This window comes from Wolbachia endosymbiont (group B) of Melanostoma mellinum (genome assembly GCF_947251465.1).
GTDB lineage: Bacteria > Pseudomonadota > Alphaproteobacteria > Rickettsiales > Anaplasmataceae > Wolbachia.
Map to the genome: position 1 here is coordinate 536,878 of NZ_OX366366.1, position 21,989 is coordinate 558,866.

Annotated in this window: 33 protein-coding genes and 2 tRNA genes; 3 read left to right on the forward strand and 32 right to left on the reverse strand. The window is 33.3% G+C overall.

Annotated features, from left to right (window positions below; all coding sequences use genetic code 11):
- Positions 1-22 precede the first annotated feature (22 nt).
- The 31 genes from OPR42_RS02315 to carA all read right to left on the reverse strand — a co-directional run bounded on the left by OPR42_RS02315 (position 23) and on the right by carA (position 16,205).
- Positions 23-376, reverse strand: a complete 354-nt coding sequence (locus tag OPR42_RS02315) for a YraN family protein (protein ID WP_127464124.1) — start codon at positions 374-376, stop codon at positions 23-25.
- Between the two features lie 11 nt (positions 377-387).
- On the reverse strand, positions 388-816 hold the full coding sequence (gene rplQ / locus OPR42_RS02320) for a 50S ribosomal protein L17 (protein WP_010404731.1): 429 nt from the start codon (positions 814-816) through the stop codon (positions 388-390).
- A gap of 7 nt (positions 817-823) precedes the next feature.
- Positions 824-1,891, reverse strand: coding sequence for a DNA-directed RNA polymerase subunit alpha (locus OPR42_RS02325; protein ID WP_264375913.1), 1,068 nt, complete (start codon positions 1,889-1,891; stop codon positions 824-826).
- 20 nt (positions 1,892-1,911) lie between these two features.
- The gene (rpsK, locus tag OPR42_RS02330; protein ID WP_006012273.1) at positions 1,912-2,298 is read right to left on the reverse strand and encodes a 30S ribosomal protein S11; all 387 of its coding nucleotides are present in this window, start codon (positions 2,296-2,298) and stop codon (positions 1,912-1,914) included.
- Positions 2,299-2,322: 24 nt separating this feature from the next.
- A complete protein-coding gene (rpsM, locus tag OPR42_RS02335) occupies positions 2,323-2,691 on the reverse strand; it encodes a 30S ribosomal protein S13 (protein WP_010404723.1) in 369 nt (122 codons plus the stop codon).
- Between the two features lie 59 nt (positions 2,692-2,750).
- Positions 2,751-3,392, reverse strand: a complete 642-nt coding sequence (locus OPR42_RS02340) for an adenylate kinase family protein (protein WP_264374634.1) — start codon at positions 3,390-3,392, stop codon at positions 2,751-2,753.
- Complete coding sequence (gene secY / locus OPR42_RS02345; RefSeq protein WP_265041686.1) at positions 3,389-4,717, reverse strand: preprotein translocase subunit SecY; 1,329 nt, start codon at positions 4,715-4,717, stop codon at positions 3,389-3,391. Before secY ends, OPR42_RS02340 begins: the two co-directional genes overlap by 4 nt.
- A gap of 3 nt (positions 4,718-4,720) precedes the next feature.
- Positions 4,721-5,191 carry a 50S ribosomal protein L15 gene (gene rplO, locus OPR42_RS02350; protein WP_006012263.1) on the reverse strand — a complete coding sequence of 157 codons (471 nt, stop codon included), beginning with the start codon at positions 5,189-5,191 and terminating at the stop codon, positions 4,721-4,723.
- A gap of 3 nt (positions 5,192-5,194) precedes the next feature.
- The gene (rpsE, locus tag OPR42_RS02355) at positions 5,195-5,707 is read right to left on the reverse strand and encodes a 30S ribosomal protein S5 (protein ID WP_010404712.1); all 513 of its coding nucleotides are present in this window, start codon (positions 5,705-5,707) and stop codon (positions 5,195-5,197) included.
- Between the two features lie 12 nt (positions 5,708-5,719).
- On the reverse strand, positions 5,720-6,091 hold the full coding sequence (gene rplR, locus OPR42_RS02360) for a 50S ribosomal protein L18 (RefSeq protein ID WP_052265059.1): 372 nt from the start codon (positions 6,089-6,091) through the stop codon (positions 5,720-5,722).
- A 5-nt stretch (positions 6,092-6,096) separates the two neighbouring features.
- Positions 6,097-6,642, reverse strand: a complete 546-nt coding sequence (gene rplF, locus OPR42_RS02365; RefSeq protein ID WP_010404706.1) for a 50S ribosomal protein L6 — start codon at positions 6,640-6,642, stop codon at positions 6,097-6,099.
- A gap of 16 nt (positions 6,643-6,658) precedes the next feature.
- Positions 6,659-7,054: a 30S ribosomal protein S8 gene (gene rpsH / locus OPR42_RS02370; RefSeq protein ID WP_007302546.1), complete on the reverse strand. Its 396-nt coding sequence runs from the start codon at positions 7,052-7,054 to the stop codon at positions 6,659-6,661.
- 22 nt (positions 7,055-7,076) lie between these two features.
- Entirely contained in the window at positions 7,077-7,385 is a 309-nt protein-coding gene (gene rpsN / locus OPR42_RS02375; RefSeq protein ID WP_007302545.1) for a 30S ribosomal protein S14, read from the reverse strand.
- Positions 7,386-7,397: 12 nt separating this feature from the next.
- On the reverse strand, positions 7,398-7,934 hold the full coding sequence (rplE, locus tag OPR42_RS02380) for a 50S ribosomal protein L5 (protein WP_052265060.1): 537 nt from the start codon (positions 7,932-7,934) through the stop codon (positions 7,398-7,400).
- Between the two features lie 6 nt (positions 7,935-7,940).
- On the reverse strand, positions 7,941-8,258 hold the full coding sequence (rplX, locus tag OPR42_RS02385) for a 50S ribosomal protein L24 (protein WP_010404700.1): 318 nt from the start codon (positions 8,256-8,258) through the stop codon (positions 7,941-7,943).
- On the reverse strand, positions 8,258-8,617 hold the full coding sequence (rplN, locus tag OPR42_RS02390) for a 50S ribosomal protein L14 (RefSeq protein ID WP_007302542.1): 360 nt from the start codon (positions 8,615-8,617) through the stop codon (positions 8,258-8,260). The genes rplX and rplN overlap by 1 nt, the downstream gene beginning before the upstream one ends.
- Positions 8,618-8,635: 18 nt before the next feature.
- On the reverse strand, positions 8,636-8,866 hold the full coding sequence (gene rpsQ / locus OPR42_RS02395) for a 30S ribosomal protein S17 (protein WP_265041687.1): 231 nt from the start codon (positions 8,864-8,866) through the stop codon (positions 8,636-8,638).
- Entirely contained in the window at positions 8,859-9,062 is a 204-nt protein-coding gene (gene rpmC / locus OPR42_RS02400; RefSeq protein ID WP_007302540.1) for a 50S ribosomal protein L29, read from the reverse strand. Before rpmC ends, rpsQ begins: the two co-directional genes overlap by 8 nt.
- An 11-nt stretch (positions 9,063-9,073) precedes the next feature.
- On the reverse strand, positions 9,074-9,487 hold the full coding sequence (gene rplP, locus OPR42_RS02405) for a 50S ribosomal protein L16 (RefSeq protein ID WP_006012233.1): 414 nt from the start codon (positions 9,485-9,487) through the stop codon (positions 9,074-9,076).
- A gap of 11 nt (positions 9,488-9,498) precedes the next feature.
- Positions 9,499-10,119 carry a 30S ribosomal protein S3 gene (gene rpsC / locus OPR42_RS02410; protein ID WP_265041688.1) on the reverse strand — a complete coding sequence of 207 codons (621 nt, stop codon included), beginning with the start codon at positions 10,117-10,119 and terminating at the stop codon, positions 9,499-9,501.
- A gap of 39 nt (positions 10,120-10,158) precedes the next feature.
- Positions 10,159-10,509 carry a 50S ribosomal protein L22 gene (gene rplV, locus OPR42_RS02415; protein WP_007302537.1) on the reverse strand — a complete coding sequence of 117 codons (351 nt, stop codon included), beginning with the start codon at positions 10,507-10,509 and terminating at the stop codon, positions 10,159-10,161.
- A 9-nt stretch (positions 10,510-10,518) separates the two neighbouring features.
- Positions 10,519-10,803: a 30S ribosomal protein S19 gene (gene rpsS, locus OPR42_RS02420; protein ID WP_010404687.1), complete on the reverse strand. Its 285-nt coding sequence runs from the start codon at positions 10,801-10,803 to the stop codon at positions 10,519-10,521.
- 3 nt (positions 10,804-10,806) lie between these two features.
- Positions 10,807-11,631 (reverse strand): 50S ribosomal protein L2, encoded by an 825-nt coding sequence (gene rplB, locus OPR42_RS02425; protein WP_264682342.1) that lies wholly within the window; start codon positions 11,629-11,631, stop codon positions 10,807-10,809.
- Between the two features lies 1 nt (position 11,632).
- A complete protein-coding gene (locus tag OPR42_RS02430; protein WP_015588346.1) occupies positions 11,633-11,920 on the reverse strand; it encodes a 50S ribosomal protein L23 in 288 nt (95 codons plus the stop codon).
- The gene (rplD, locus tag OPR42_RS02435) at positions 11,917-12,531 is read right to left on the reverse strand and encodes a 50S ribosomal protein L4 (RefSeq protein WP_006012216.1); all 615 of its coding nucleotides are present in this window, start codon (positions 12,529-12,531) and stop codon (positions 11,917-11,919) included. Before rplD ends, OPR42_RS02430 begins: the two co-directional genes overlap by 4 nt.
- A 2-nt stretch (positions 12,532-12,533) precedes the next feature.
- Complete coding sequence (gene rplC / locus OPR42_RS02440; protein ID WP_265041689.1) at positions 12,534-13,256, reverse strand: 50S ribosomal protein L3; 723 nt, start codon at positions 13,254-13,256, stop codon at positions 12,534-12,536.
- Positions 13,257-13,265: 9 nt separating this feature from the next.
- Positions 13,266-13,586: a 30S ribosomal protein S10 gene (gene rpsJ / locus OPR42_RS02445; RefSeq protein ID WP_012482004.1), complete on the reverse strand. Its 321-nt coding sequence runs from the start codon at positions 13,584-13,586 to the stop codon at positions 13,266-13,268.
- Positions 13,587-13,600: 14 nt separating this feature from the next.
- Positions 13,601-14,773 carry an elongation factor Tu gene (tuf, locus tag OPR42_RS02450; protein ID WP_265041690.1) on the reverse strand — a complete coding sequence of 391 codons (1,173 nt, stop codon included), beginning with the start codon at positions 14,771-14,773 and terminating at the stop codon, positions 13,601-13,603.
- A 77-nt stretch (positions 14,774-14,850) separates the two neighbouring features.
- Positions 14,851-14,921, reverse strand: a tRNA-Gly gene (locus tag OPR42_RS02455).
- Positions 14,922-14,925: 4 nt separating this feature from the next.
- Positions 14,926-15,007 (reverse strand) — tRNA-Tyr (locus OPR42_RS02460).
- Between the two features lie 109 nt (positions 15,008-15,116).
- Positions 15,117-16,205: a glutamine-hydrolyzing carbamoyl-phosphate synthase small subunit gene (gene carA, locus OPR42_RS02465; protein ID WP_265041691.1), complete on the reverse strand. Its 1,089-nt coding sequence runs from the start codon at positions 16,203-16,205 to the stop codon at positions 15,117-15,119.
- Positions 16,206-16,407: 202 nt separating this feature from the next.
- On the opposite strand from carA, the gene OPR42_RS02470 reads away from it, so the two are divergent.
- Together OPR42_RS02470 and OPR42_RS02475 are read left to right on the forward strand one after the other, a co-directional pair.
- Positions 16,408-17,124 carry an SDR family NAD(P)-dependent oxidoreductase gene (locus OPR42_RS02470; RefSeq protein WP_265041692.1) on the forward strand — a complete coding sequence of 239 codons (717 nt, stop codon included), beginning with the start codon at positions 16,408-16,410 and terminating at the stop codon, positions 17,122-17,124.
- Between the two features lie 132 nt (positions 17,125-17,256).
- Positions 17,257-17,724 carry a hypothetical protein gene (locus tag OPR42_RS02475; RefSeq protein WP_265041693.1) on the forward strand — a complete coding sequence of 156 codons (468 nt, stop codon included), beginning with the start codon at positions 17,257-17,259 and terminating at the stop codon, positions 17,722-17,724.
- A gap of 774 nt (positions 17,725-18,498) precedes the next feature.
- Here OPR42_RS02475 and fsa read toward each other — a convergent pair.
- Positions 18,499-19,143, reverse strand: a complete 645-nt coding sequence (gene fsa, locus OPR42_RS02480; protein WP_007302527.1) for a fructose-6-phosphate aldolase — start codon at positions 19,141-19,143, stop codon at positions 18,499-18,501.
- 408 nt (positions 19,144-19,551) lie between these two features.
- On the opposite strand from fsa, the gene OPR42_RS02485 reads away from it, so the two are divergent.
- Positions 19,552-21,834 (forward strand): coiled-coil domain-containing protein, encoded by a 2,283-nt coding sequence (locus tag OPR42_RS02485; RefSeq protein WP_265041695.1) that lies wholly within the window; start codon positions 19,552-19,554, stop codon positions 21,832-21,834.
- Positions 21,835-21,989: the final 155 nt, after the last annotated feature.

Here is a 21,989-nt window from a genome sequence, read left to right on the forward strand (position 1 = left end):
TAGTAAATCTAAATTATTTTAGCTACCATTGTTCAATCCAAGCATTTTTTATATAAATAGGTCTTCTCCTTAAGGAAAGAAAACATAAATCATATCTGACTGAATAATCTAAAAAATCAAGATTTTTACTTAAGAAATATTTAGAAGAATTTATAATAGACTGACACTGAAAATGAGATATCGGTACTTCTTTTCCAAATAAACTTGTTTTAACTTCTATAAAAATCAGCTCCCTTTTTTTAGATACAATTAAGTCAATTTCACCCAACTTACAACGGAAGCGACGTTTTATAACATTATAGAATTTCAGCTTTAAATATATCGAAACTAACAATTCTCCAAAGTAACCTACAAAATAGCGTAACCTACTTATCATAAAAAGAATAATTAGCTTTGTGTAACTACTTTGCTTCCTTTTTTATTTTTACTATAAATCTCACCTTTTGCTGAAATATCTCTATCAACTAGCTCTATCACTGCCATTGGAGCGCAATCACCCTTTCGAGTACCAAATTTTATTATTCTAGAATATCCACCTTTACGGTCTTGATAACGATTAGCTAGAACGCTTAATAATTTATCAACTACTAACTTACTATTATGAAGACGTGAAAGCAAAAGCCTTCTACCATGTAAAGAATCGTTATTCTTAGCAATTGTAATAAACTTTTCCACATATGGACGAAGTGCTTTAGCCTTTGGTAAAGTAGTTACAATCTGCTCATGATTAATTAACGAGATAGATAGATTCTTTAACATTGATAACCTATGCTCGGTACAACGAGACAGTTTATTTTTCTTTATTCCATGTTTCATATACTACCTAATCCTCATCAGTATGTTGTTTAGCCAGTTCATCTATATCCTTAGGCGGCCAATTTGGTATATTCATACCCAAAGACAAACCTGAATTATTTAAAATTGCCTTGATTTCATTCAAAGACTTTCGGCCAAAATTAGCAGTTCTTAACATTTCAACTTCCGTCTTTTGCACAAGATCACCTATATAAGTGATATTTTCATTTTTCAGACAGTTATGAGATCTAACAGATAATTCCATTTCATCTACTTTACGCAATAGAACAGGATCATAGCCCAAATCTTTAGCACCACTAGACAAAGAAACCTGCGATTTTTTATAACTCATATCAGAACTAATAAAAGGCTGAAATTGCTCCTGTAATATTCTTGCAGCATAGTCAACAGCTTGACTTGGAGAGATTGTACCATCAGTTTCAATTGACAATATTAGCTTATCTTTATCAGTAACTTGACCAACACGACTATTCTCTACTCTATACGAAACCCTCTCGACAGGACTATATAAAGCATTAACTGGAATGAAACCAATTAAATCTTGTTCATTCATAAGCTTTAAAAATTCATTTTCTTTATATTTATTTACAGGAAGATAACCTTTTCCGCTAGCAACATATATAGTAATGTTAAGCTCCACATCTTGACCTAGTGTACATATCACCAAATCTTTATTAACAATAGAGCATTGGTCATCAGTTTCTATCATTCCAGCTAATACTTGACAAGGCCCTTTAGCGCTCAAATTTAAGCACTTATTAGACGTGTTATTTAGCTTACATCTCAACATGCCCATATTTAATGCTATATCAGTTATGTCTTCCCTAACTCCTTGGATCGAAGTAAATTCATGATTCACGCCTTCAATTTTTATTCCATAAACAGCACTACCGCGAAGAGAAGACAACATTACACGCCTTAATGCATGACCCAACGTTAAAGCAAAACCACTTTCCAAAGGTTCTAGAACTATATCACCTTTTTTACTTGAATCACCTGATATTACCTTAATCGCATTAGGCTTAGTTAATCTATCTAAATTTCCACAGAAAGAGACATTATCACTATAATACATACAAAAACCTTCCAAATATCCTATACTCTTCTTTTTTTCCTTAGTCTACACCCATTATGAGGTATCGCCGTTTTATCTGCAATTGAAGTGACAGTCAATCCACAATTCCTAAGTGCTTTAACTGCAGCTTCTGCACCAAAACCAGGACCACGAATTATTACAGAAACAACCTTCATACCAAATCTCTCTATTACTTTCTTCGCAGCAGAATCGGCAACCTTACCTGCAGCATAAGGTGTGGATTTTCTCGAACCAGAAAAACCACATGCACCAACAGAAGTCTGGTAAAGCGTATTACCACAAACATCAGTCACATTTACAAAAGTATTATTAAAAGTTGCACGAATATGGACAATACCAGTAATAAACCTTTTTGTATTCTTACCAACCGTTTTAACTTTTTTCATAAAAACTCACGATAATAACAAATTTTATTTTTTTCCAGCAATAGGCAATTTAGATCTGCCTTTACGAGTTTTAGCATTAGTATGGGTTCTTTGTCCCCTCACAGGCAAACCTTTTCTATGCCTTAATCCTCTATAGCAACCGATTTCTATTAAAGATTTTATATCCATAGCCACTTTTTTTCTGAGCTCACCCTCTATGACATATTTTTGCCTAATAAAACTACTAATTTTCTCTATATCTTCATCTTGTAATTCTGAAACACGCTTACGCTCATCAATTTTACAGCTACGACAAATTATATTCGCAGTAGTAATACCTATACCATGTATATAAGTTAATGCAAAAGGAATACACTTCTTCACCGGAACATTTATGCCTGCAATACGTGCCACTGATACCTCGATACTTTATTAATAATAACTCTTAATTTATACCATAAAACAACTTATAGTCAAATCAAATTACAAGAAATTTTACTTTCAATCTCTTGCATTACTCTATCAACACTCAAATTAGCGTTAATTGTTAACAACTTGCCCTTATAATACTCGCGCAAACCCTTTATCTGAGAATGATATTCTCTTATCCTCTTATTAATTGCAAGCATATTAGCATCATCAATTCTCTTCTCCAATCTCGTACTTTTACATTTAGCACAAGTAGTATTCTTAAAAGAAGATATACTATATATACTTTTACAATCCAAACAAGTAAGACGATCTTTTAATCTATCAATTGCAATATTATCGTCAAGCTGCAACTCAATTACAAGATCAACATCCCTATTGCATCTTTTTTGCAAAACTTGAGTTAAAAAATGAGCTTGATTTAAATTTCTTGGAAAACCATCTAACAAAAAATCACCATCTATTAATGCAAGCTGGTCACACAATAATTTACATATAACTTCATCTTGAATTAAATTACCAGATTCAACAGTATCCTTTATTCCTTTACCTAATTTACTCCCACTAGATATAATATTCCTTAATAAATCTCCTACTGAAACTAATTTAAAATTATACTTTGCTATTAACAAACTGGACTGAGTACCCTTACCAGAGCCAGGAGGACCAAAAATTGTAATAATCACTTTAGTCTCCTTGTTTTAGACTCATATTTCTTTATCCAACTATCGTACCTATTTGAAAAAACATAAGATTGTACTTGCATAATAGTATCAGTAATAACGTTAACTATAATCAGCAAGCTCGTCCCACCAAAAATAAATGGTATATCATAATGATACCTCATAATTTCAGGTATAGTACATATTACCACCAAATACGCAGACCCAATAAATGTTAATTTAAAAACTATATCTTGAAGATAATCAGAAGTATGTTTTCCAGGCCCTCTACCAGGAATAAAACCACCATTTTTCCTAAGAAAATCAGCATTTTCCTCTGGATTAAATATAAAATTGGTATAGAAAAAATTAAAAAGTACTATGAGTATTAAGTAAGTTATAATGTACATCACTTTATTTGCCATAAAGTAGTTTAAAATAAAATCAGCAATGGCATGACCTTTATAGAAATTTGCAATTGAAATAGGCGTTAATAGAATTGCGTTAGCAAAAATAGTTGGTATTACACCAGATAAATTGATCTTCAATGGAATGTAAGTAAAATCATCATTATGTAATTTTTTAAACTGTTTTTTGGGATATTGAACAATTACCTTTCTATAAGAAGATTCTGTAAAAATGACTAAAAGGAGCAGTAAAAAAAACAATGCTATAACAAAAAGGGTAATGAAAAACGACATACTACCATTTTTATTTAATGTTAGCAGAGATGATAAAGCATTATGTAATTCAGATGTTATGCCAGTAAAAATGATTAATGAGATACCATTGCCTATACCGCTCACACTGATCCGCTCACCAAGCCATATTAAAAATATAGTTCCACCTAAAAGGCTAAAGACACCTATAGTACGAAACATAATACCAGGTTCAATTACAACTAATACCCCTTCCCTATTCATTCTTTCTAACCCTATTAAGATCGTAATTGATTGAAAGATACAAAACACTATAGTCATATAGCGTATATAAGAGTTCATCTTTCGACGTCCTAACTCTCCTTCATTTTTAATTTCATTGATTCCTTTAACGGCAGAAGATAATAATTGCATAACTATGGATGCAACTATGTATGGCATAACGTTTAACGCCAAGATCGTCATTCTAGCTAAAGCGCCACCAGAAAATAAATTAAATACTCCAAAAACACCAGAACTCTCTTTTGGAAATATATCATTGATTATATCAAAATTAACTCCAGGAATAGGAACATAAGTGCCTAAACGATAACAAACTAAAGCCATTAGCGTAAAAAATATACGCTTTAGTAAATCACTTTTATATAACAACGTAGAATCCAAACTATTAAATGCAAATTTACTGCTCATGATTTACGATAGTATTTCTACACTACCACCAACTGAAGCTACAGATCTTTTTGCAGCTTCTGATGCAAAATCAACATGAAACACAAATTTTTCGCTTAATTTACCCTTATTAAGAAGTTTGATTTTACTTTTAACAGATCTGATAAAACCTAATTTATGCAGTAGCTCCTTATCTATGATAGAATCCTTGACTATTTTTTTAGCTTCCATTAAGCACTGTACATCACCAACATTAAATATAGAGTATAAGTTTTTGCGTATAGGCTTAAAACCTCTTTTAGGTAAACGAGTATATATAGACTGCTGTCCACCTTCAAAACCATTTATAGAAACGCCACTTCTCGCTTTTTGCCCTTTATGCCCCCTACCGGATGTTTTACCTTTACCACAACCAATACCTCTACCTAATAATTTAGGCTTCTTTTTCTTAGATAATTTGGTAAACACAGAATTTAATTTTACAGCATCATTCATACTTTACCTATTTCCAACTATCTCACTAATCTTTTTACCCCTCTTACCTGCCACTTGGCGAGGAGATAACATAACATCAAAAGCCTTAAATACTGCACATATAATATTATGGGGATCATTTGATCTAGTAGACTTAGCTACCACATCCTTTATACCTAATACCTCAAAAACCGACCTCATTGCTCCACCAGCAATAATACCTGTTCCAGTTCTTGCAGCTCTTAAAACTATCTCACCAGAACAAAATTTAGCTTTAATATCATGATGTAAAGTTCTACCTTCACGTAAGTACACCCTAATCATCGACTTCTTTGCAGCATTTACAGCTTTCACTCTTGCTTCAGCAACCTCTGCGTGTTTACCTATTCCACATCCTACCCTACCCTTACCATCACCAACAACAACTAAAGTTGAAAATGAAAATCTTCTACCACCTTTAGTAACCGTTGTTACCCTTCGCACTGAAACCAAAAGTTCTGATAAATCATTATTATTTTGTAAATTCTTTACAGCCATATTTAAAACCTTCTAAAATTTAAATCCAGAGCTTCTTAAAGCCTCAGCAAATTGAGAAATCAATCCTGTATACTTATATGCTCCACGATCAAAGACGAACCGCTGCTGCAATTTTGTACTAGGCAGACGCTCAATCAATAAAGAAGAAACCTGTTTTATAGTTTCAGCATTGACCCTACCTTTACATACATTCCTAATTTTATCATCCAAAGTAGAAGCAGAAGCTAGGGTTATTCCTTTTGCATCGTTAATCAACTGAACGTAAAAATGTTTATTAGACTTAAATACGGATATACGTAAACGTCCAGCGCTCTTATCGAGCTTCGCTCTATTACGAAGTTTCCTTTTTTCATAGCTACTTAAAAAATTATACAATCTTTTCATTTTAATTACTTCTTTTTATTTACAACCTTACGCAGCATAAATTTGCCTTTTATTACAATACCCTTACCTTTATAAGGATCATATTTTCTAATTTTGCATATATCAGAAGCCACCATATAGACTTTTTGCTTATCCATACCGCGAATCACTAAATGAGTTGGCTTTATACACTTAATCTCAACGTCTTTAGGCACTTTATACTTAATATTATGACTATAACCAAGATATAAAGTCAAATACTTATCATCACATTCTGCTTTATACCCCACACCATTAATCTCAAGATCAACAGAAAAATCATTAACCATACCGTTAATCATGTTATTAATATTACTTCTATAAGTGCCCCATATAGATTTTATTTTATCATAATCATCCCTGCCTTGATCAACAGAAAGTAACAATTGATTATCAACTATCTGACACAGAATGCCACTACACAGGTTCAGCTCTTTTTCTGCCCTAACACTTCTTATTAATACCCTACCATCATTATATTCAACTGAAAGATCAGCAGGAATATTGATAGGTGCGGCACCTATACGAGACATACATTTCTCCTATCATTTAAAATACACGACACAAAACTTCTCCACCAACTTTTAATCTACGTGCATTATAATCGGTCATCACTCCTTTCGGTGTAGATATAATAAAAATTCCAAGACCATTATATGCTTTAGAAATGTCCTTACACTTAGAATAATAACGACAACCGGGCTTTGATACCCTAGCTATATCATTAATCACAGGTGATTTATCATAATACTTCAACTGCACAACAAGCGAAGGGATACTATCACTCTCTTGCTTTTCATAATTAAGAATATACCCTTCCTCTTTTAAGATCTTCAATATAGAAGAATTCACTTTAGAGAATAGGACTCTTGTTTCCCTATGCATTGCCAATTGAGCATTACGTATTCTTGTTAAAAAATCACCAATACCATCAGATAACGACACTATTACACTCCTTATATCACATTTACCAACTAGATTTTGTAACCCCTGGAACTTGTCCAAAAGAACACAAATCACGTAAAACAATCCTACATAAACCAAATTTTCTATATACTCCTCTCGGCCTACCAGTTAAAGCGCATCTATTCCTAATTCTGATTTTAGAAGAATCTCTAGGCAATTTTTTAATCAGCTTACTTTGAGCTGCAAACCTTTTTGCAATAGATAAATCCTTATTATTCATTATAGATTTTAATTCTTCCCTTCTCTCCCTATATTGATCGCATAACTTTATTCTACGAAGATTCTTCTGTATCATGGATTTTTTTGCCATATATATTTTCTCTCAATTATCAAAAAAAGGGAATTTAAGAGCCAGTAATAATTCCTTTGCTTCCTTATCACTAACTGCACTTGTTATAATATTAATATCCATACCTCTAATTTTACTTATTTTATCATAGTCTATTTCTAAAAATGATATATGCTCCTTGATACCAAGGGAAAAATTACCATGACCATCAAATTGCTTCACACTAAACCCTCTAAAATCTTTTTCCCTTGGCAAAGCAATATATATTAATCTTTCTAAGAATTCATACATTTTATTTCTACGCAAAGTCACTTTACAACCTACAGTTGCACCTTTTCTAATTTTGAAACCAGAAATAGATTTTTTTGCAAAGGTTAACACAGGCTTTTGCCCAGTAATCAAATGTAGATTATCAAATGGCTCATTTATCGCTTTATTGTCCGTAGCAGCATCTCCAACGCCCATATTGATACACACCTTGACAAGTTTAGGCACTTGCATTACATTGCCGTAATTAAACTTATCCTTTAAGGATTTTACTATATTATCTTTATACAATTGTTTAAACATATCAACCTAATCTATCACTTCTCCAGAAACTTTTGCAAAACGCACTTTTCTACCATCTATAATCTTAAATCCTACTTTAGTTGGAGTTTTACACTTAGGATCCAATATTGCAACATTGGATACATCAATAGCTAACTCTTTATTCAATATACCACCACCACTACCAGCTCTTGGTTTAGTATGTCTCTTACACACATTTACGCCAGAAACAACTACTTTCTTTTTAGCATCACGTATTATAACTTTGATTACCTTACCAATTTTTCTCTTATCTTTACCAGTTAAAACTATAATATCATCACCACTTTTTATTTTAGCACTCATTATAAAACCTCATCAGCTAATGACATTATTTTCATAAAAGAACCAGATAACAACTTTTTTACTGGACCAAACACCCGAGTGCCAAGTGGTTCACCTTGATCATTAATTAAAACCACAGCATTGCTAGAAAAACGAATTACAGAACCATCAGATTTCTTAACACTATTTTTTACTCTAACAACAACTGCTTTATATACTTTTCCTTTTTCAACTTTACCTTTTGGGTTAATAGACTTAGTAGATATAATAATCGTATCACCTACAGATGCAGATTTCCTACCACCTAACAAGCCAATACAAAGCACTGCACGCGCACCAGAATTATCAGCTACTTCTAACAATGTATTTTTTTGAATCATATAAATACCTATTCCTTTTTAGCTATTGATAACAACCCATTTTTTAGTAACAGAAATAGGCTTATGTTCCTGTATTAAAACCCTATCTCCCTTTTTGGAACTATTATTCTCATCATGTGCTGTATACTTCTTGTATTTTTTAATAACTTTTTTATACAGCCTATCCTTATACACTTGTAACACCGAAACCTTTACAGTCTTATCAGACTCAGCATTAGTTACGACACCACAAAAAACCTTCTTAGGCATTTTTTCCCTCTCTCTTTCTTCTATTTAATACAGTTAGACTACGAGCTATGCTCTTTCTTATTAAGCTAAAACGCGAAAAATTGTTGCACTGGCCCAGCTTTTTTTGAAAAGCCAAATTAACAAATTCTTTCCTCAAATTCACAAGAAGTTCATGTAATCCTTGTGAAGATTCTGATTCAAATTTAACTATATCCATTGCAACTCCATTCAATTATGATTAGATATAAATTTACACTTCATAGGAAGCTTAGCAGTCGCTTTTTCAAGCGCCAATCTTGCTAAATGCATGGGAACATCACTACTAATTTCAAACAAAACCCTACCGGGCTTAGCTTTAAATACCCAAAATTCAACACTACCTTTCCCTTTACCCATACGTACATCTGCTGGCTTTTTACTAACCGGGGTATCAGGAAAAATTCTTATCCACACTTTACCAGAGCGTTTTAACGTTCTAGATATTACGCGCCTTGCAGTTTCAATATGCTTAGACTGAACCTTACCTACTTCCATAGCTTTTAATCCATAATCTCCAAAAGACAGTGTGCTACCACCCTTAGCATTACCCTTGATTCTCCCCTTAAATACCTTTTTATATTTACTCTTTTTGGGAACAAACATTTCAATATACCTTAACTACCAACATAAACCCAAACTTTAACTCCTATAATACCACATATAGTCTTCGCTTCACAAAAAGCATAATCTATATTAGCACGCAAAGTGTGTAAAGGCAAACGACCTTCTTTGTACCATTCAGTACGAGCTATTTCAGCTCCGCCAAGACGCCCAGAGCAACTTACTTTAATACCCTCAGCACCCATCTTCAAACAATTTTGAATAGCTTTTTTCATCGCTCTTCTACATGAAATCCTTTTTTCTAGCTGATGTGTAATACTCCTTGATATTAAAACTGCATCTATTTCAGACTTTTTAACTCCTACTACATTCACTTCGACACTACTTTCTACTTTTTTAGCTATTTTTTGCTTTATCTTCTCAACATCCAAACCTTTCTTACCTATTATAACTCCAGGCTTAGAAGAATGTATTATTACAGACACTAAATTAACTGTACGCTCTACAGTTACTTTAGAAATACCAGCATGCTTAAAGGATTCATTTATATAACTGCGAATAAATAGATCTTGATGCAATTTCTGTTTATAATCGTCCGTAGCACACCAAACAGAATCCCAGGTATTACTATTTATTTGCAATCTAAATACTTTAGGATTAACCTTCTGTCCCATATTTTTACACTTTCCTTATTAATTTTCCATTTCTATAAATCATACAATTTCTTTCAATTTTATAGTTATATTACTATAAAATTTGCTCATTCTATTAGCCCTACCCATAGCTTTTGGATATACTCTACGCAAAGTAAGTGACTTACCTATTAAAATTTCCTTTATATATAAATTATCAACGTTCAATCCATAATTATTTTGAGCATTAGCAATTGCAGAATTCAACACCTTCATTATAAAACCGGCAGCCTTTTTTTCACAAAATCTTAATTGTACATTAGCAAAAGAAACTTTTTTATTACGCACTAAATCAGCAACCAAATTTAATTTGCGAGGAGTTGATCTTAAAACCTTAGAACCAGCCTCAACTATTATATCCCTATTTTTCATATCAATTGCCTACCTTCTTGTTGCCTTTTTATCACCACCATGCCCAGTAAATTTACGAGTAGGTGAAAATTCACCAAATTTATGACCTATCATATTCTGATTATCAACACTAACAGGAATGTAATCTTTACCATTATAAACAGCAAACTTTAAACCCAAACAATTAGGAAGAATTACAGAAGCCCTGGAATGAATTTTTATCACCTTATTAATAGAACCCTCTTTTAAAGCTCTCTGAACTAATCTTAGTACAGATGGATGTAAAAAAGGTGGTTTCCATACAGATCTACTCATAAATTAACCTTTCAATTTTTTTATATACTTATCACTAGATTTATTTTTTTTCCTAGTTTTCTTTCCTTTTGTTGCAACACCCCAAGGAGTAACAGGATGACGACCGCCAGAAGTTTTTCCCTCTCCACCTCCATGAGGATGGTCAACCGGATTCATTGCAACTCCACGTACAGTAGGTCTAATCCCAAGCCACCTACTTCTCCCAGCTTTACCCAACTTTCTATTCTTATGGTCAGGGTTAGATACTACACCAATAGTAGCCTTGCAAGAAGATAAAATCAACCTAATTTGACCAGACCTGAGTCGTAATAAAACATATTGGCCATCACGACCAACGATTTGTGCATAACAACCAGCAGCTCTAGCAATCGCAGCACCATTACCTGGCTTCAGCTCAATATTATGAACGAAAGAACCAACAGGTATATGCTTGAGTAATAAACAATTCCCTGGCAAAATATCAGCATCATCTCCAGCTATCACAACATCACCAGGCTTCATACCTTGAGGAGCTAATATATAAGATTTAGCATCATCTTCCTTATATGATACTAATGCTAAAAACCCACTTCTATTTGGATCATACTCTATTTTCTCAACTATACCCTGATCACTTCTATTACGTTTGAAATCTATAACTCTATACTTCTTCTTGTGACCACCACCTCTATGACGAGTTGTAATTCTACCATGATTATTTCTTCCACCACTGGATTTTTTACCAAATACAAGAGACTTCTCCGGCTTATCTTTTGATAAACCAACTTTACTTATTAATACAGTCCCACGAGAAGACGGAGTAACAGGATTAAAAAATTTCATACCCATATTAAACGCTCATTATATCTAATTTTTGACCATCTATCAAAGAAAAATAAACCTTTTTTCTCTGTTTTTTACAACCAATCACACCCCTAAACCGTCTATATTTAGGTTTAACTCTAATAACATTTATAGAAGAAATTCTGACATTAAATAAAGACTCTATTGCCGATTTTATTTGACGCTTATTTACATTTACAAAAACATACAAAGAGTATTTATTAAACTTCTCTCTTAAAAGAGAAGCCTTTTCTGTGATTACAGGAGATTTTATTATATTATTATATTTAATCATAACAATCTACCTTCAAGATGCTTTAAAGTGTCTTTTGTTAACATCACGCATTCATGATTCAATATATCAAAAACATTTAACCCAATAGGTTTGATTAAATCTACATAATGCAAATTTTTAGCAGCACGTAACAAATCATCTCCATAATCACCAACTATTAAAAAAGAAGAAAATTTAAAATTTTTAATATATTCACACATTTTAGATGTTTTCTTCACATCAACATTTAAACTATCAAGAACAATAACTTGATTATTTAAATATTTTAGAGATAAAGCAATTTTCAAACCAAACTTACGTACTTTTTTATTAAGAGAATAAGCATGACTCCTCACAACAGGACCAAAAATAATTCCACCACCTCTAAACTGAGGAGATCGCAAGCTCCCCTGTCTCGCCCTACCGGTACGTTTTTGACCATACGGCTTAGCTGTTGTACCAGAAACATCACTGATACCCTTTGTTTTATGAGCACCAACTCTTCTCTTTGCTAATTGCCATCTCACTATATCATGCAAAATACTCAATTTTTGCTTGGCAGAAAATATCAAGGGATTAAGCTCAACACTACCTACATTATTATTAGATAGATCAACTAATTCACATTCCATAACTAACTCACCAAATTATTAGCATCATCACTCATATTCAACAGCAGACCTGCTGGAAAAGGAACATCTTTATGTAAAGGCTTTTTAACTGCATCTCTCACAAAAACATAAGAGTTTTTAAACCCAGGAACATTATTACCCTTTACAGCAATTATGCTATTTTCATAATCAATGGATAATATTTTCATATTCTGTACAGTTATTCTGCTATTACCTAAATGACCAGCCATTTTCTTCCCCTTGAATACTCTACCAGGATCTTGACATTGACCAGTAGAACCTTGTGATCTATGAGCAATAGAAACGCCATGAGATGCCCTAAGCCCACTGAAGTTATGCCGCTTCATCACACCAGCAAACCCTTTGCCTAAAGAATAACCCGTAATGTCAAGATATTGACCAACCACAAAATGATTGATTCCCACTTTTTTACCACATTCTATTCCCGACAGGTCATTTAATCTACTTTCGTATAACTTACATTTATTATTTATACCCTTTTTCTTTAAATATTCCAACTGAGGTTTTGCTATATTTTTAAAATCTCCTGTGCCTAAAATGACTGAATTATAACCACATTTATCTTGTCCTTTTATATCAATAATATAAGTTTCGCTGAGATGCAATAAGGTTACAGCCATGCGACTATTATCAAAATACATAGCAGTATGGCCAACATTCGTCATTAACAAACCAATTCTCCTAAGCGAATTTATTCTCTTCATTTCCTTTTCCTAAATATTAACTTCCTTAACCTTTAAATCCACTTCTACACCAGCAGAAAAAGATAAATCTGCAAGCATCTTCATCATAGTAGAAGTAGGATTATGTACAATAATTAACCGCTTAGAAATTCTCATTTCAAATTGCTCACGAGATTTTTTATCAACATGAGGAGACCTATTAACAGTAAATTTAGAATCTTTTCTTGGCAACGCAATCGGACCAGATAAATCTGCATTAAACTGCTTTAATTGATCAATAAACTCGCGAATACACTTTTCCAATAAAGAACAATCGAAAGCTTTAATTCTAATATATATATCTTGCTTCATCTTAGTTACTATACTCATTCTAAAATTTCCGAAACAACGCCAGAACCAACAGTTCTACCACCTTCCCTTATCGCAAAACGCAATCCTTTATCCATTGCTATTGGTACTTGCAATTCCACTTCTATACTTACATTGTCCCCTGGCATTACCATCTCCTTTCCATCTAGCAATTTTATGCTCCCAGTTACATCCGTTGTCCTTAAATAAAACTGTGGCTGATAATTTCCAAAAAATGGTGTATGCCTTCCTCCTTCTTCTTTCTTCAATATATACACCTCCGCATTAAATTTCTTATGCGGGGTTATTGTCCCTGGTTTTGCCAATACTTGCCCTCTCTCCACTTCTTCTCTCTTTGTTCCTCTTAGTAGTATTCCTACATTGAGTCCTGCACTTCCCTTATCTAGCAACTTCTTAAACATCTCAACACCAGTACATATCGTCTTTTGCGTCGCTTTCAGACCTATTATCTCTATCTCATCCCCTGTCTTTATCTCCCCCTTCTCTATTCTTCCTGTTACTACCGTCCCTCGGCCCGATATTGAAAATACATCTTCTATTGGCAACAAAAACGGCAAATCTATAGGCCTTGGAGGTACTGCCACATACTCATCTAACTTCTCCATCAATTTATCTATTGATTTCTTTCCATACTCACTACTATCATCCTCTAATGCTTTTAACGCAGACCCAACTATCACAGGCACTTCATCACCTGGAAATCCATACTTACTCAGCAACTCTCTCACTTCCATTTCTACCAAATCTATCATATCAGCATCAGCAACATCAGCTTTATTTATATATACCACGATATATCCAACACCCACCTGTTTTGCCAGCAATATATGCTCTCTCGTTTGTGGCATCGGCCCATCAACCCCTGACACTACCAATATCGCTGCATCCATCTGTGCTGCACCTACTATCATATTCTTTACATAATCAGCATGTCCAGGGCAATCAACGTGTGCATAGTGTCTCTTTTCTGTTTGATATTCAACATGCGCTGTTGCTATTGTTATACCTCTCTTTCTCTCTTCTGGCGCTTTATCTATTTGATCATATGCTACAAAATTACCATAATGCTTTGTTATCGCCGCTGTTAACGTTGTCTTCCCATGATCCACATGTCCTATCGTTCCCACGTTTACATGCGGCTTTCCAAATGCTTCTACTATCGCTGTCATAATTTTAACTCTTCTACCTAAAATACAAATACATCAATAAATAATATGTTGATTTTATATGAATACAACAAAAAAAGAGCGGATAGTGGGAATCGAACCCACGTCACTAGCTTGGAAGGCTAGAGCTCTACCATTGAGCTATACCCGCACAATGGAGGAGGTAGGATTCGAACCTACGTACGCAATGCGGACAGATTTACAGTCTGTTACCTTTAACCACTCGGTCACTCCTCCACAAAAATCTGTTAAGAGAACACTACCTTAACTTAAGTTTTATTATTCCTAATATTAAACATCCAAATCCAAAAGATCAAGTAATAAAAGCTAATCTAACTGATTTCAGTTAGATTTTACTTTTATATAACAAAATATTGTCAATAAAACGCCCAAACAAGTAATGTGAATCATGTGTACCTGGCGCTTCTTCTGGATGGTATTGAGTAGAAAAGACTGGGTAATCCTTCATCATTATCCCCTCTACACTATTATCAAATAGAGAAATATGAGTAACTTCAACGTTACTTGGAAAAGAAGCTGAATCAACAACAAAACCATGATTTTGGCTAGTTATCTCAACTTTTTTACTCTCCAGATCATAAACTGGATGATTACTCCCTCGATGACCAATATCCATCTTGACAGTCTTTGCTCCCAAAGTAACTGCAAGTAATTGATGGCCCAGGCATATTCCAAAAACTGGTATTTTAGATTTCACAATAATTTCTATTTCTGAAATTACACTCTCTCCTATCTCTTGTGGATCACCAGGGCCATTTGAAAGCACTATACCATCTGGATTCATGCTTAATATTTTGTGAGCAAAACCTGTATCTGGTTTGACTAATTCAACCGTACAATCAAGTTCTACTAAGCGTGAGATTATACTATTTTTTACACCGAAATCAACAATTACAACCCTATATTTTGCATTAAGAGCGCTTTGAAAGTTATTACTTAAACTGACTTTCTTAGTTATTTCTATTCCATTTACAGATTTGTATTTCTTCAATTCATCTAATATATGTGCCTCACTTGACGGACATATCATTCCATTTTGAGATCCATGTTTTCTCAAATATCTCGTCAAAGCTCTAGTATCAATTCCCGATATCCCAACTACATTATTTTTCTCCAACCAATCATTTAAACTAATATATGAAGAAGAGTGAGACATAGGAGAAAGTTCACGCATAACCACACCACTTGCAAAAACTTTTTCTCCTTCATTATCTTTGTGATTTATTCCAACATTACCAATATGAGGAAAAGTGAACGCTATTATTTGATCAGCAAAAGAAGGATCGGTTATAGTATGCTGATAACCTGTCATACCAGTGGTAAAACAAACTTCACCTATACATTTGCCTCTTTTACCTACCGATTTTCCCAAAAAGCACTTGCCATCTTGTAAAACTAAAGCTGCATCCTGCATTTAATTCTCTCAACTCATTTAAAATATTATATAAGAATTTTAAATTACAAGTAAGCAAATACTAAACTTCCCTTTAAGTTTATATAAAATTCAAAATTATAAGTAGCTTTCTTTTTTTATTATTTAGCAAAATTATAGCAAACTTAACTTGTGTGAATAGGCAATAGTCATTACATTCATACTTCACGTTATGTAAATTCACATGGATAGAAAAACTTGTCTCATTACAGGAGCATCATCTGGCATTGGAGAAAGTCTAGCACGGTTGCTCATTAAAGATGGATGGTTTGTGGTTGGCATTGCAAGGCGCACTGAAAAACTGGAAAAATTAAAAGAAGAATTAGGTAGTAATTTTTTACCTATAACATGTGATGTAAGCAAAAGTGAAAATATTAAAAACTCGTCTGATTTTTTAAAAAAGCAAAATATTATACCAAATCTCTTTTTTCTTAATGCAGGATGTGGCGAAATAGAAGATAAGTTTCATACCAACATTCATAGAAAAACATTTGAAACCAATTATTTTGGAGTTATCAACTGGATTGAAGAATGGATTCATCATAATTCCTTGGCAACTTTTGCGGTTATATCTTCTCTTGTTGCTATGCATGCAACACCACATGCTTCTGCATACTGTGCCAGCAAAGCAGCACTAAAAAGTTGTTTTCAATCACTAAAAATCCAATATGCTAACAGTAGCACAAAGTTTATCACCATAATGCCAGGGCCAGTAAAAACAGATATGTTTAAGTCTAATAAACCACTTCCCTTCATATGGGAGCCAGAAAAAGCTGCAGCATATATTTTAAAAAGTATATTTAAAGGAAAGAAAGTTATAGCGTTTCCAATTTTCTGGCGGTTATTTTTTCATATTTTACAAATTCTTCCCACTAAAATGACTGCAAGAATCTTACGATAATCACCAAATCTACCATCTTGTAAAGCTAAAGCTCTTCAAAACTCAATCGCAAGCTTCTCCACACAAAAACATCTTGACTATCGCATGTTTCATATTATATGAATAAACTGTTAATGAAAGTGGAGGGTTGCAATGCCTAATAATACAGATCAGTCTAAAAAAATAAATGAGAAATGGTTATTTATAGGAGGTGCTTCACTGTTTCTTGTAATAATGCTACCATCAATTTTTCTCTTAGCAAAAATAGCTATGATGTTTGTTATAATCTCAACTACAGCAATAGCAATAAAAATTGCCTCAAAAGCAATATCAAACGTTTTAGAGGATAAAGAGCATCAATCAACACAAAATAAAATTATAAACCTAGCTATTGGAGCAGTGTCCATACTTGCAGGTGGGATATCATTACTTATTACAGCAAAAGTTGGTTTCATCGCAATATGTTCAACTATAGCTATTTTAGCTCTGTATGAATATATTAAAGATGAAAAAATAGGTAAGGATATAAATGATAAATTCGATGAAATAGCTAATAATACAACTGAGTTTTGCGTCAACAGCATTGAAAAACTTATTCCATCACAAAGTTGTGAAGTGTAATCTTTTGTTTATAAATTTTTAGATGCATGGCTAACGTATAAACACTGAAATCAGCACTTCCTTTCTTGTTATCCTAGTAATGGCTTCCATCATCAAAAATGTTGTATTACTTTTATACTCGCAAATCTAACTGGATTCCAGTGCTGGAATGACATTACCTTGAATGGAAATCGGTGCGTGATGTACATCTGTATAGAGATTAAATATGTCATTCAGTTTGTTATCATTCTAGTACTGCCATTCTATAGGTAACAGCTGTACCTGGAACTCCTCTCTTGTCATTCCAGCACTGGAATCCAGAAAACTTAATTTCAAACCAGTACTTTCCCTCTTTTCATCCCAATTTCCAAAATGTTACTCCAGTACTGAAATCCAGCTTTTTTATAACTATCGAAAACACTGTATTACTTTACAAATTTAACTAGATATAATTACTGGCATGGCACGTTCGTAAAATTACGATAAAAAATTACTTGACAAACTCTAATAGTTTTGTTACCATGCACAGTGAAGGTGTTCTAGAGCTCGGAATCTATCTTCGTCTGCAGACTTTTCAATTCAATTAATCTATAATCTTCAGTTAAAATATATTTTAGCTATACTTCGGTCGTAGCTGTATACATTTTTCTCAATCTTTTTTATTAGTGGAGGACTATCATGTTTAAAACACTGAATTACGCATATCATTGACCTACATGTCTTTAAAGGACAGATGGTACCTATGTCCTTTTTATATAAATTATTGTGTTTTTATGTCTTTTTTAGCAATGTCATTTATTGTTTTACGCCCCAGTCTTTTTCAAATATTGCGAGCCCTTGATCAGTAAGTGGATGATTAATTAACTGTCTAAGTATTTTTGCTGGCACAGTAATTGAATGAGCACCGAGCCGTGCAGCTTCTATTACATGTGCTGGACTTCTTACTGATGCAACAAGAACTTTTGTCTTAAAATTATAATTAGAATATATAGTGCATATATCTTCTATTAGCGATAAGCCATCATAGCTTATATCATCAAGGCGACCAACAAAGGGAGAAATAAAACAAGCACCGGCCTTAGCGGCAAACAGTGCTTGTCCAGGAGAAAAACATAATGTGATATTAGCAGGTATTTTATGTTCTGTCCACAACTTTTTACAAGAAATTAATCCTTCATGTGTAAGGGGTAACTTTACTACGATATTACTAGCGATTTTCGCTAACTTAAGGCCTTCCTTAACCATATCTTCATGGCTATCTGCAACAACTTCAACACTAACAGGCCCTTTTATAATAGAGCATATTTCGCTTACTAAATCTTCGTACTTATCTTTATGTCCAGATTTTGCTATTAAAGAAGGATTAGTTGTTATGCCATCAATGAACTCTTTTAGCTCCTTAATTTCATTCAAATCAACACTATCAAGAAAAATTTCCATATTATTGTCCTATTAAAAACCTATTTTTACAAAATATTGTCATCTTTGAAAAGTATTAAATAAAATCGGATTTTTAACTCAACTCAATTTTCAGTCCGTTAGGAAAGAAAATATTGCACTGAGACACAGTATAGCGCTTTCCTTAATTGGTTGCATTTTATTAACAAAATTAGCATAACCAATTTCTGAAGTTTACTAGCTTTACGTTCAATAGAAATTCTTGCATAGCCTAAAACTTAGTGCTACTATTAGTATAGTAACACAAATAGGTAGTGAGGAACAATAAACAAAATGACTAAGTTCGAGTTTAACGCTCGCAATTAAATTCAACTAAAAAGGTTAATATAAAAGGAGTTAATCACTCCTAAAGTAAATATATTATCAGAACAATAGTAATAGGGGTATACTATGTCAACAAATTTCCCGACATTGAAAAACATATTAGCAGAGCTGAAAAGAAAAAATAGCATTACTGTTTTAGAAGAACATTGTCAGGAAAAATGGGAGGTTTATGACTTGCTCATGGATTTAACAAATGATGAAAATTTTAAGCAAGCATATATAGATCTATCTTTCAACAAGAGCTTTAAAAAAAACTTTATAGAATTAGCAAATCAGGCAAAAAAAGCTGTAAGTAAGTATTTTAGAGACAAAGACATAGACCTTCGAGCTTTTTATGTAGAAACTAACAATTCTGATAAAGTGTTAAACATTAATCTTATTAATTACAATAGAAGTGAGCCAATAAGAATTAGTGATATCTTACAGCAAGAAAGGGATATTAGCACATTGAATATCTATTGCGATAAAAAGCATGACATATACGCTTACCGAAAAGGTAAGGAAAGACATTATGAATTTAAAGAGGGTGCATATTATGAAATGACAAGCACTTGGCCTGTGCAGGACAAGGATGGGAAAACTTTTACCTGTACTATGGTTATGAATGTAAGTAATTCTGGTATAACTAAAGTACTACAGTTTAATGGTAAAGATTTTGAATCGCCACCTGAGGAGTTTTTGGAATTAATAAGACAAAATGAAGAATTATATATTCAAGGTCTCTCTCTACATGACGCTGTCAAAGCATTATTGAAAAAGAACAAAAATGCTAACATTGCACCGGCTGTTAGTAATCTGCAAAATAACGAACATATCGTAATCAATCAAGACGAAAAGATGAAAGATCTTGAAAATGATGCTAAAAGCAATCCTATTCTTTCTTTCACTAGCAACAATGTATCAGAGGTTAATCCACAGCAGATTGCAACTCAGGCAATTGCAACTCAAACAGAAGTTAATTCACAACAACTAGATCAAAAGCTTACAAAAGCTGAGCAAGAAATTAGAGAATTAAATGAGCAGAGGAACAATTTACAGCATAGGCTCGAAGAGGCCAAGCAAGAATTTGAAGAGCATAATAGTGATTTACAGAATAAACTTGGAGAAGAAAAGCAAAAAAATGCAAAATTACAAACTGAACTGACACAAAAAAATGAAAAGCTAGCAAATATGTCAACAGAGCTGCAAGAAAGAGCGCAAGAACTTGAAGGTGCATATGAAGAAAAGAAAGACCTGAAGAAAAAGCTGGAAGTTGCCAATGCAGGAAAAGAAGAGTTGATAAGTGAGTTAAGAAAATTGCACGAGGAATTAAATCAACTGAAAGAAGAAAAGTATAGTTTGGAAGACAAGCTTGATCAATTAGAACACTATAGCAATAGTACAAAAGAAAGCAGTGAACAACAAATATCAGATTTGAAAGAAGAGTTATTATTACTGAAAGAAGCAAATCAAATGTTAAAAGCAAAGCAAGTAGAATCAGAACAAGAACTCGTGGAGGCTAAGCAAAAAATTGAGGAATTGGAGGAACAGTGCAATGATTTACAAGTTGAGTGTAAAGAAAAGGAACAAAGACTTGAGAAAGAAATGAGTAAAACAGATGAGCGAATAATCCAGCTCAATAAGGAGCAAGAGCAGAAAATTCAAGAAATTTATGGAAAAAATAAGGAACTGGAAGAAAAGGTAGAAGAACTGAAGGAAAAGCTAAAAACTGCTAATGCAGAACAAGAGAAACTACAAGGTAAATTGAACCAGTTTAAAAAAAAAGAGGAAGAGATAGAGGAAGCAGAACACATGATAAGTGCAAGGGATAAGTGTATAGCGAGTTATAAATCTCAAATACAAAATTTAGAAAATGAGCATAACGCACATTTGGAATCTGATGAACAAGAGGCAGATCAGCTAACGTGGGATTTTGAAACGTTAAAGAACGAGCTAGAGCTTAAAGATGAGCAGATCGAGACAATAAGAGGGCAATTACGGCAGGAGATAGAAGAAGAAATAGTTAATAAGTACCGTCCATCACTGGAATTAAAGTTTAAAGAATATGAAGATGAGATTGAAAGATTAATAAGAGAAAAAAAAGAGCTAAACGATAAAGTACAATACTTAAATAGCCAAGTAGAACTGTTAAGTCCAGTAATTGATCAAGTACTTGTTAATAAAAAGGAAGTTTTTGATAATAATTCAAAAATGTTTTACCAGCTTACAGAGAAAATTGATGATTCAGAAAAAAAATCTAGGTCTTTAAGCCTTGATAGCGCATTTCATAGCGATCACTGTAATTCACTTCTAGACTTAATCAGCAGTCCCTCAAAGGTGTGTAGCCAAAGTCAGCGTGGAAATGTTTAAAGATGCACATGAGACCAGCGGCTTCTTTATTCAAGTAGCCCCTCTTGTCATCCGAGTAGTGTGACACATAGCTGTACGAACATTGCAATACGGCACATAATAAATAATGTCATGCCAGTGCCTAGACACTGGAATCTAGTTTTTGGACATTGTTT

Bases quoted from the DNA above. Each gene is read 5' to 3' on its own strand.
- OPR42_RS02315 (WP_127464124.1), bottom strand. From the start codon at position 376: ATGATAAGTAGGTTACGCTATTTTGTAGGTTACTTTGGAGAATTGTTA.
- rplQ (WP_010404731.1), bottom strand. From the start codon at position 816: ATGAAACATGGAATAAAGAAAAATAAACTGTCTCGTTGTACCGAGCAT.
- OPR42_RS02325 (WP_264375913.1), bottom strand. From the start codon at position 1,891: ATGTATTATAGTGATAATGTCTCTTTCTGTGGAAATTTAGATAGATTA.
- rpsK (WP_006012273.1), bottom strand. From the start codon at position 2,298: ATGAAAAAAGTTAAAACGGTTGGTAAGAATACAAAAAGGTTTATTACT.
- secY (WP_265041686.1), bottom strand. From the start codon at position 4,717: ATGAGCAGTAAATTTGCATTTAATAGTTTGGATTCTACGTTGTTATAT.
- rplO (WP_006012263.1), bottom strand. From the start codon at position 5,191: ATGAATGATGCTGTAAAATTAAATTCTGTGTTTACCAAATTATCTAAG.
- rpsE (WP_010404712.1), bottom strand. From the start codon at position 5,707: ATGGCTGTAAAGAATTTACAAAATAATAATGATTTATCAGAACTTTTG.
- rplR (WP_052265059.1), bottom strand. From the start codon at position 6,091: ATGAAAAGATTGTATAATTTTTTAAGTAGCTATGAAAAAAGGAAACTT.
- rplF (WP_010404706.1), bottom strand. From the start codon at position 6,642: ATGTCTCGTATAGGTGCCGCACCTATCAATATTCCTGCTGATCTTTCA.
- rpsN (WP_007302545.1), bottom strand. From the start codon at position 7,385: ATGGCAAAAAAATCCATGATACAGAAGAATCTTCGTAGAATAAAGTTA.
- rplE (WP_052265060.1), bottom strand. From the start codon at position 7,934: ATGTTTAAACAATTGTATAAAGATAATATAGTAAAATCCTTAAAGGAT.
- rplX (WP_010404700.1), bottom strand. From the start codon at position 8,258: ATGAGTGCTAAAATAAAAAGTGGTGATGATATTATAGTTTTAACTGGT.
- rplN (WP_007302542.1), bottom strand. From the start codon at position 8,617: ATGATTCAAAAAAATACATTGTTAGAAGTAGCTGATAATTCTGGTGCG.
- rpsQ (WP_265041687.1), bottom strand. From the start codon at position 8,866: ATGCCTAAGAAGGTTTTTTGTGGTGTCGTAACTAATGCTGAGTCTGAT.
- rpmC (WP_007302540.1), bottom strand. From the start codon at position 9,062: ATGGATATAGTTAAATTTGAATCAGAATCTTCACAAGGATTACATGAA.
- rplP (WP_006012233.1), bottom strand. From the start codon at position 9,487: ATGTTTGTTCCCAAAAAGAGTAAATATAAAAAGGTATTTAAGGGGAGA.
- rpsC (WP_265041688.1), bottom strand. From the start codon at position 10,119: ATGGGACAGAAGGTTAATCCTAAAGTATTTAGATTGCAAATAAATAGT.
- rplV (WP_007302537.1), bottom strand. From the start codon at position 10,509: ATGAAAAATAGGGATATAATAGTTGAGGCTGGTTCTAAGGTTTTAAGA.
- rpsS (WP_010404687.1), bottom strand. From the start codon at position 10,803: ATGAGTAGATCTGTATGGAAACCACCTTTTTTACATCCATCTGTACTA.
- rplB (WP_264682342.1), bottom strand. From the start codon at position 11,631: ATGGGTATGAAATTTTTTAATCCTGTTACTCCGTCTTCTCGTGGGACT.
- OPR42_RS02430 (WP_015588346.1), bottom strand. From the start codon at position 11,920: ATGATTAAATATAATAATATAATAAAATCTCCTGTAATCACAGAAAAG.
- rplD (WP_006012216.1), bottom strand. From the start codon at position 12,531: ATGGAATGTGAATTAGTTGATCTATCTAATAATAATGTAGGTAGTGTT.
- rplC (WP_265041689.1), bottom strand. From the start codon at position 13,256: ATGAAGAGAATAAATTCGCTTAGGAGAATTGGTTTGTTAATGACGAAT.
- rpsJ (WP_012482004.1), bottom strand. From the start codon at position 13,586: ATGAAGCAAGATATATATATTAGAATTAAAGCTTTCGATTGTTCTTTA.
- tuf (WP_265041690.1), bottom strand. From the start codon at position 14,773: ATGACAGCGATAGTAGAAGCATTTGGAAAGCCGCATGTAAACGTGGGA.
- carA (WP_265041691.1), bottom strand. From the start codon at position 16,205: ATGCAGGATGCAGCTTTAGTTTTACAAGATGGCAAGTGCTTTTTGGGA.
- OPR42_RS02470 (WP_265041692.1), top strand. From the start codon at position 16,408: ATGGATAGAAAAACTTGTCTCATTACAGGAGCATCATCTGGCATTGGA.
- OPR42_RS02475 (WP_265041693.1), top strand. From the start codon at position 17,257: ATGCCTAATAATACAGATCAGTCTAAAAAAATAAATGAGAAATGGTTA.
- fsa (WP_007302527.1), bottom strand. From the start codon at position 19,143: ATGGAAATTTTTCTTGATAGTGTTGATTTGAATGAAATTAAGGAGCTA.
- OPR42_RS02485 (WP_265041695.1), top strand. From the start codon at position 19,552: ATGTCAACAAATTTCCCGACATTGAAAAACATATTAGCAGAGCTGAAA.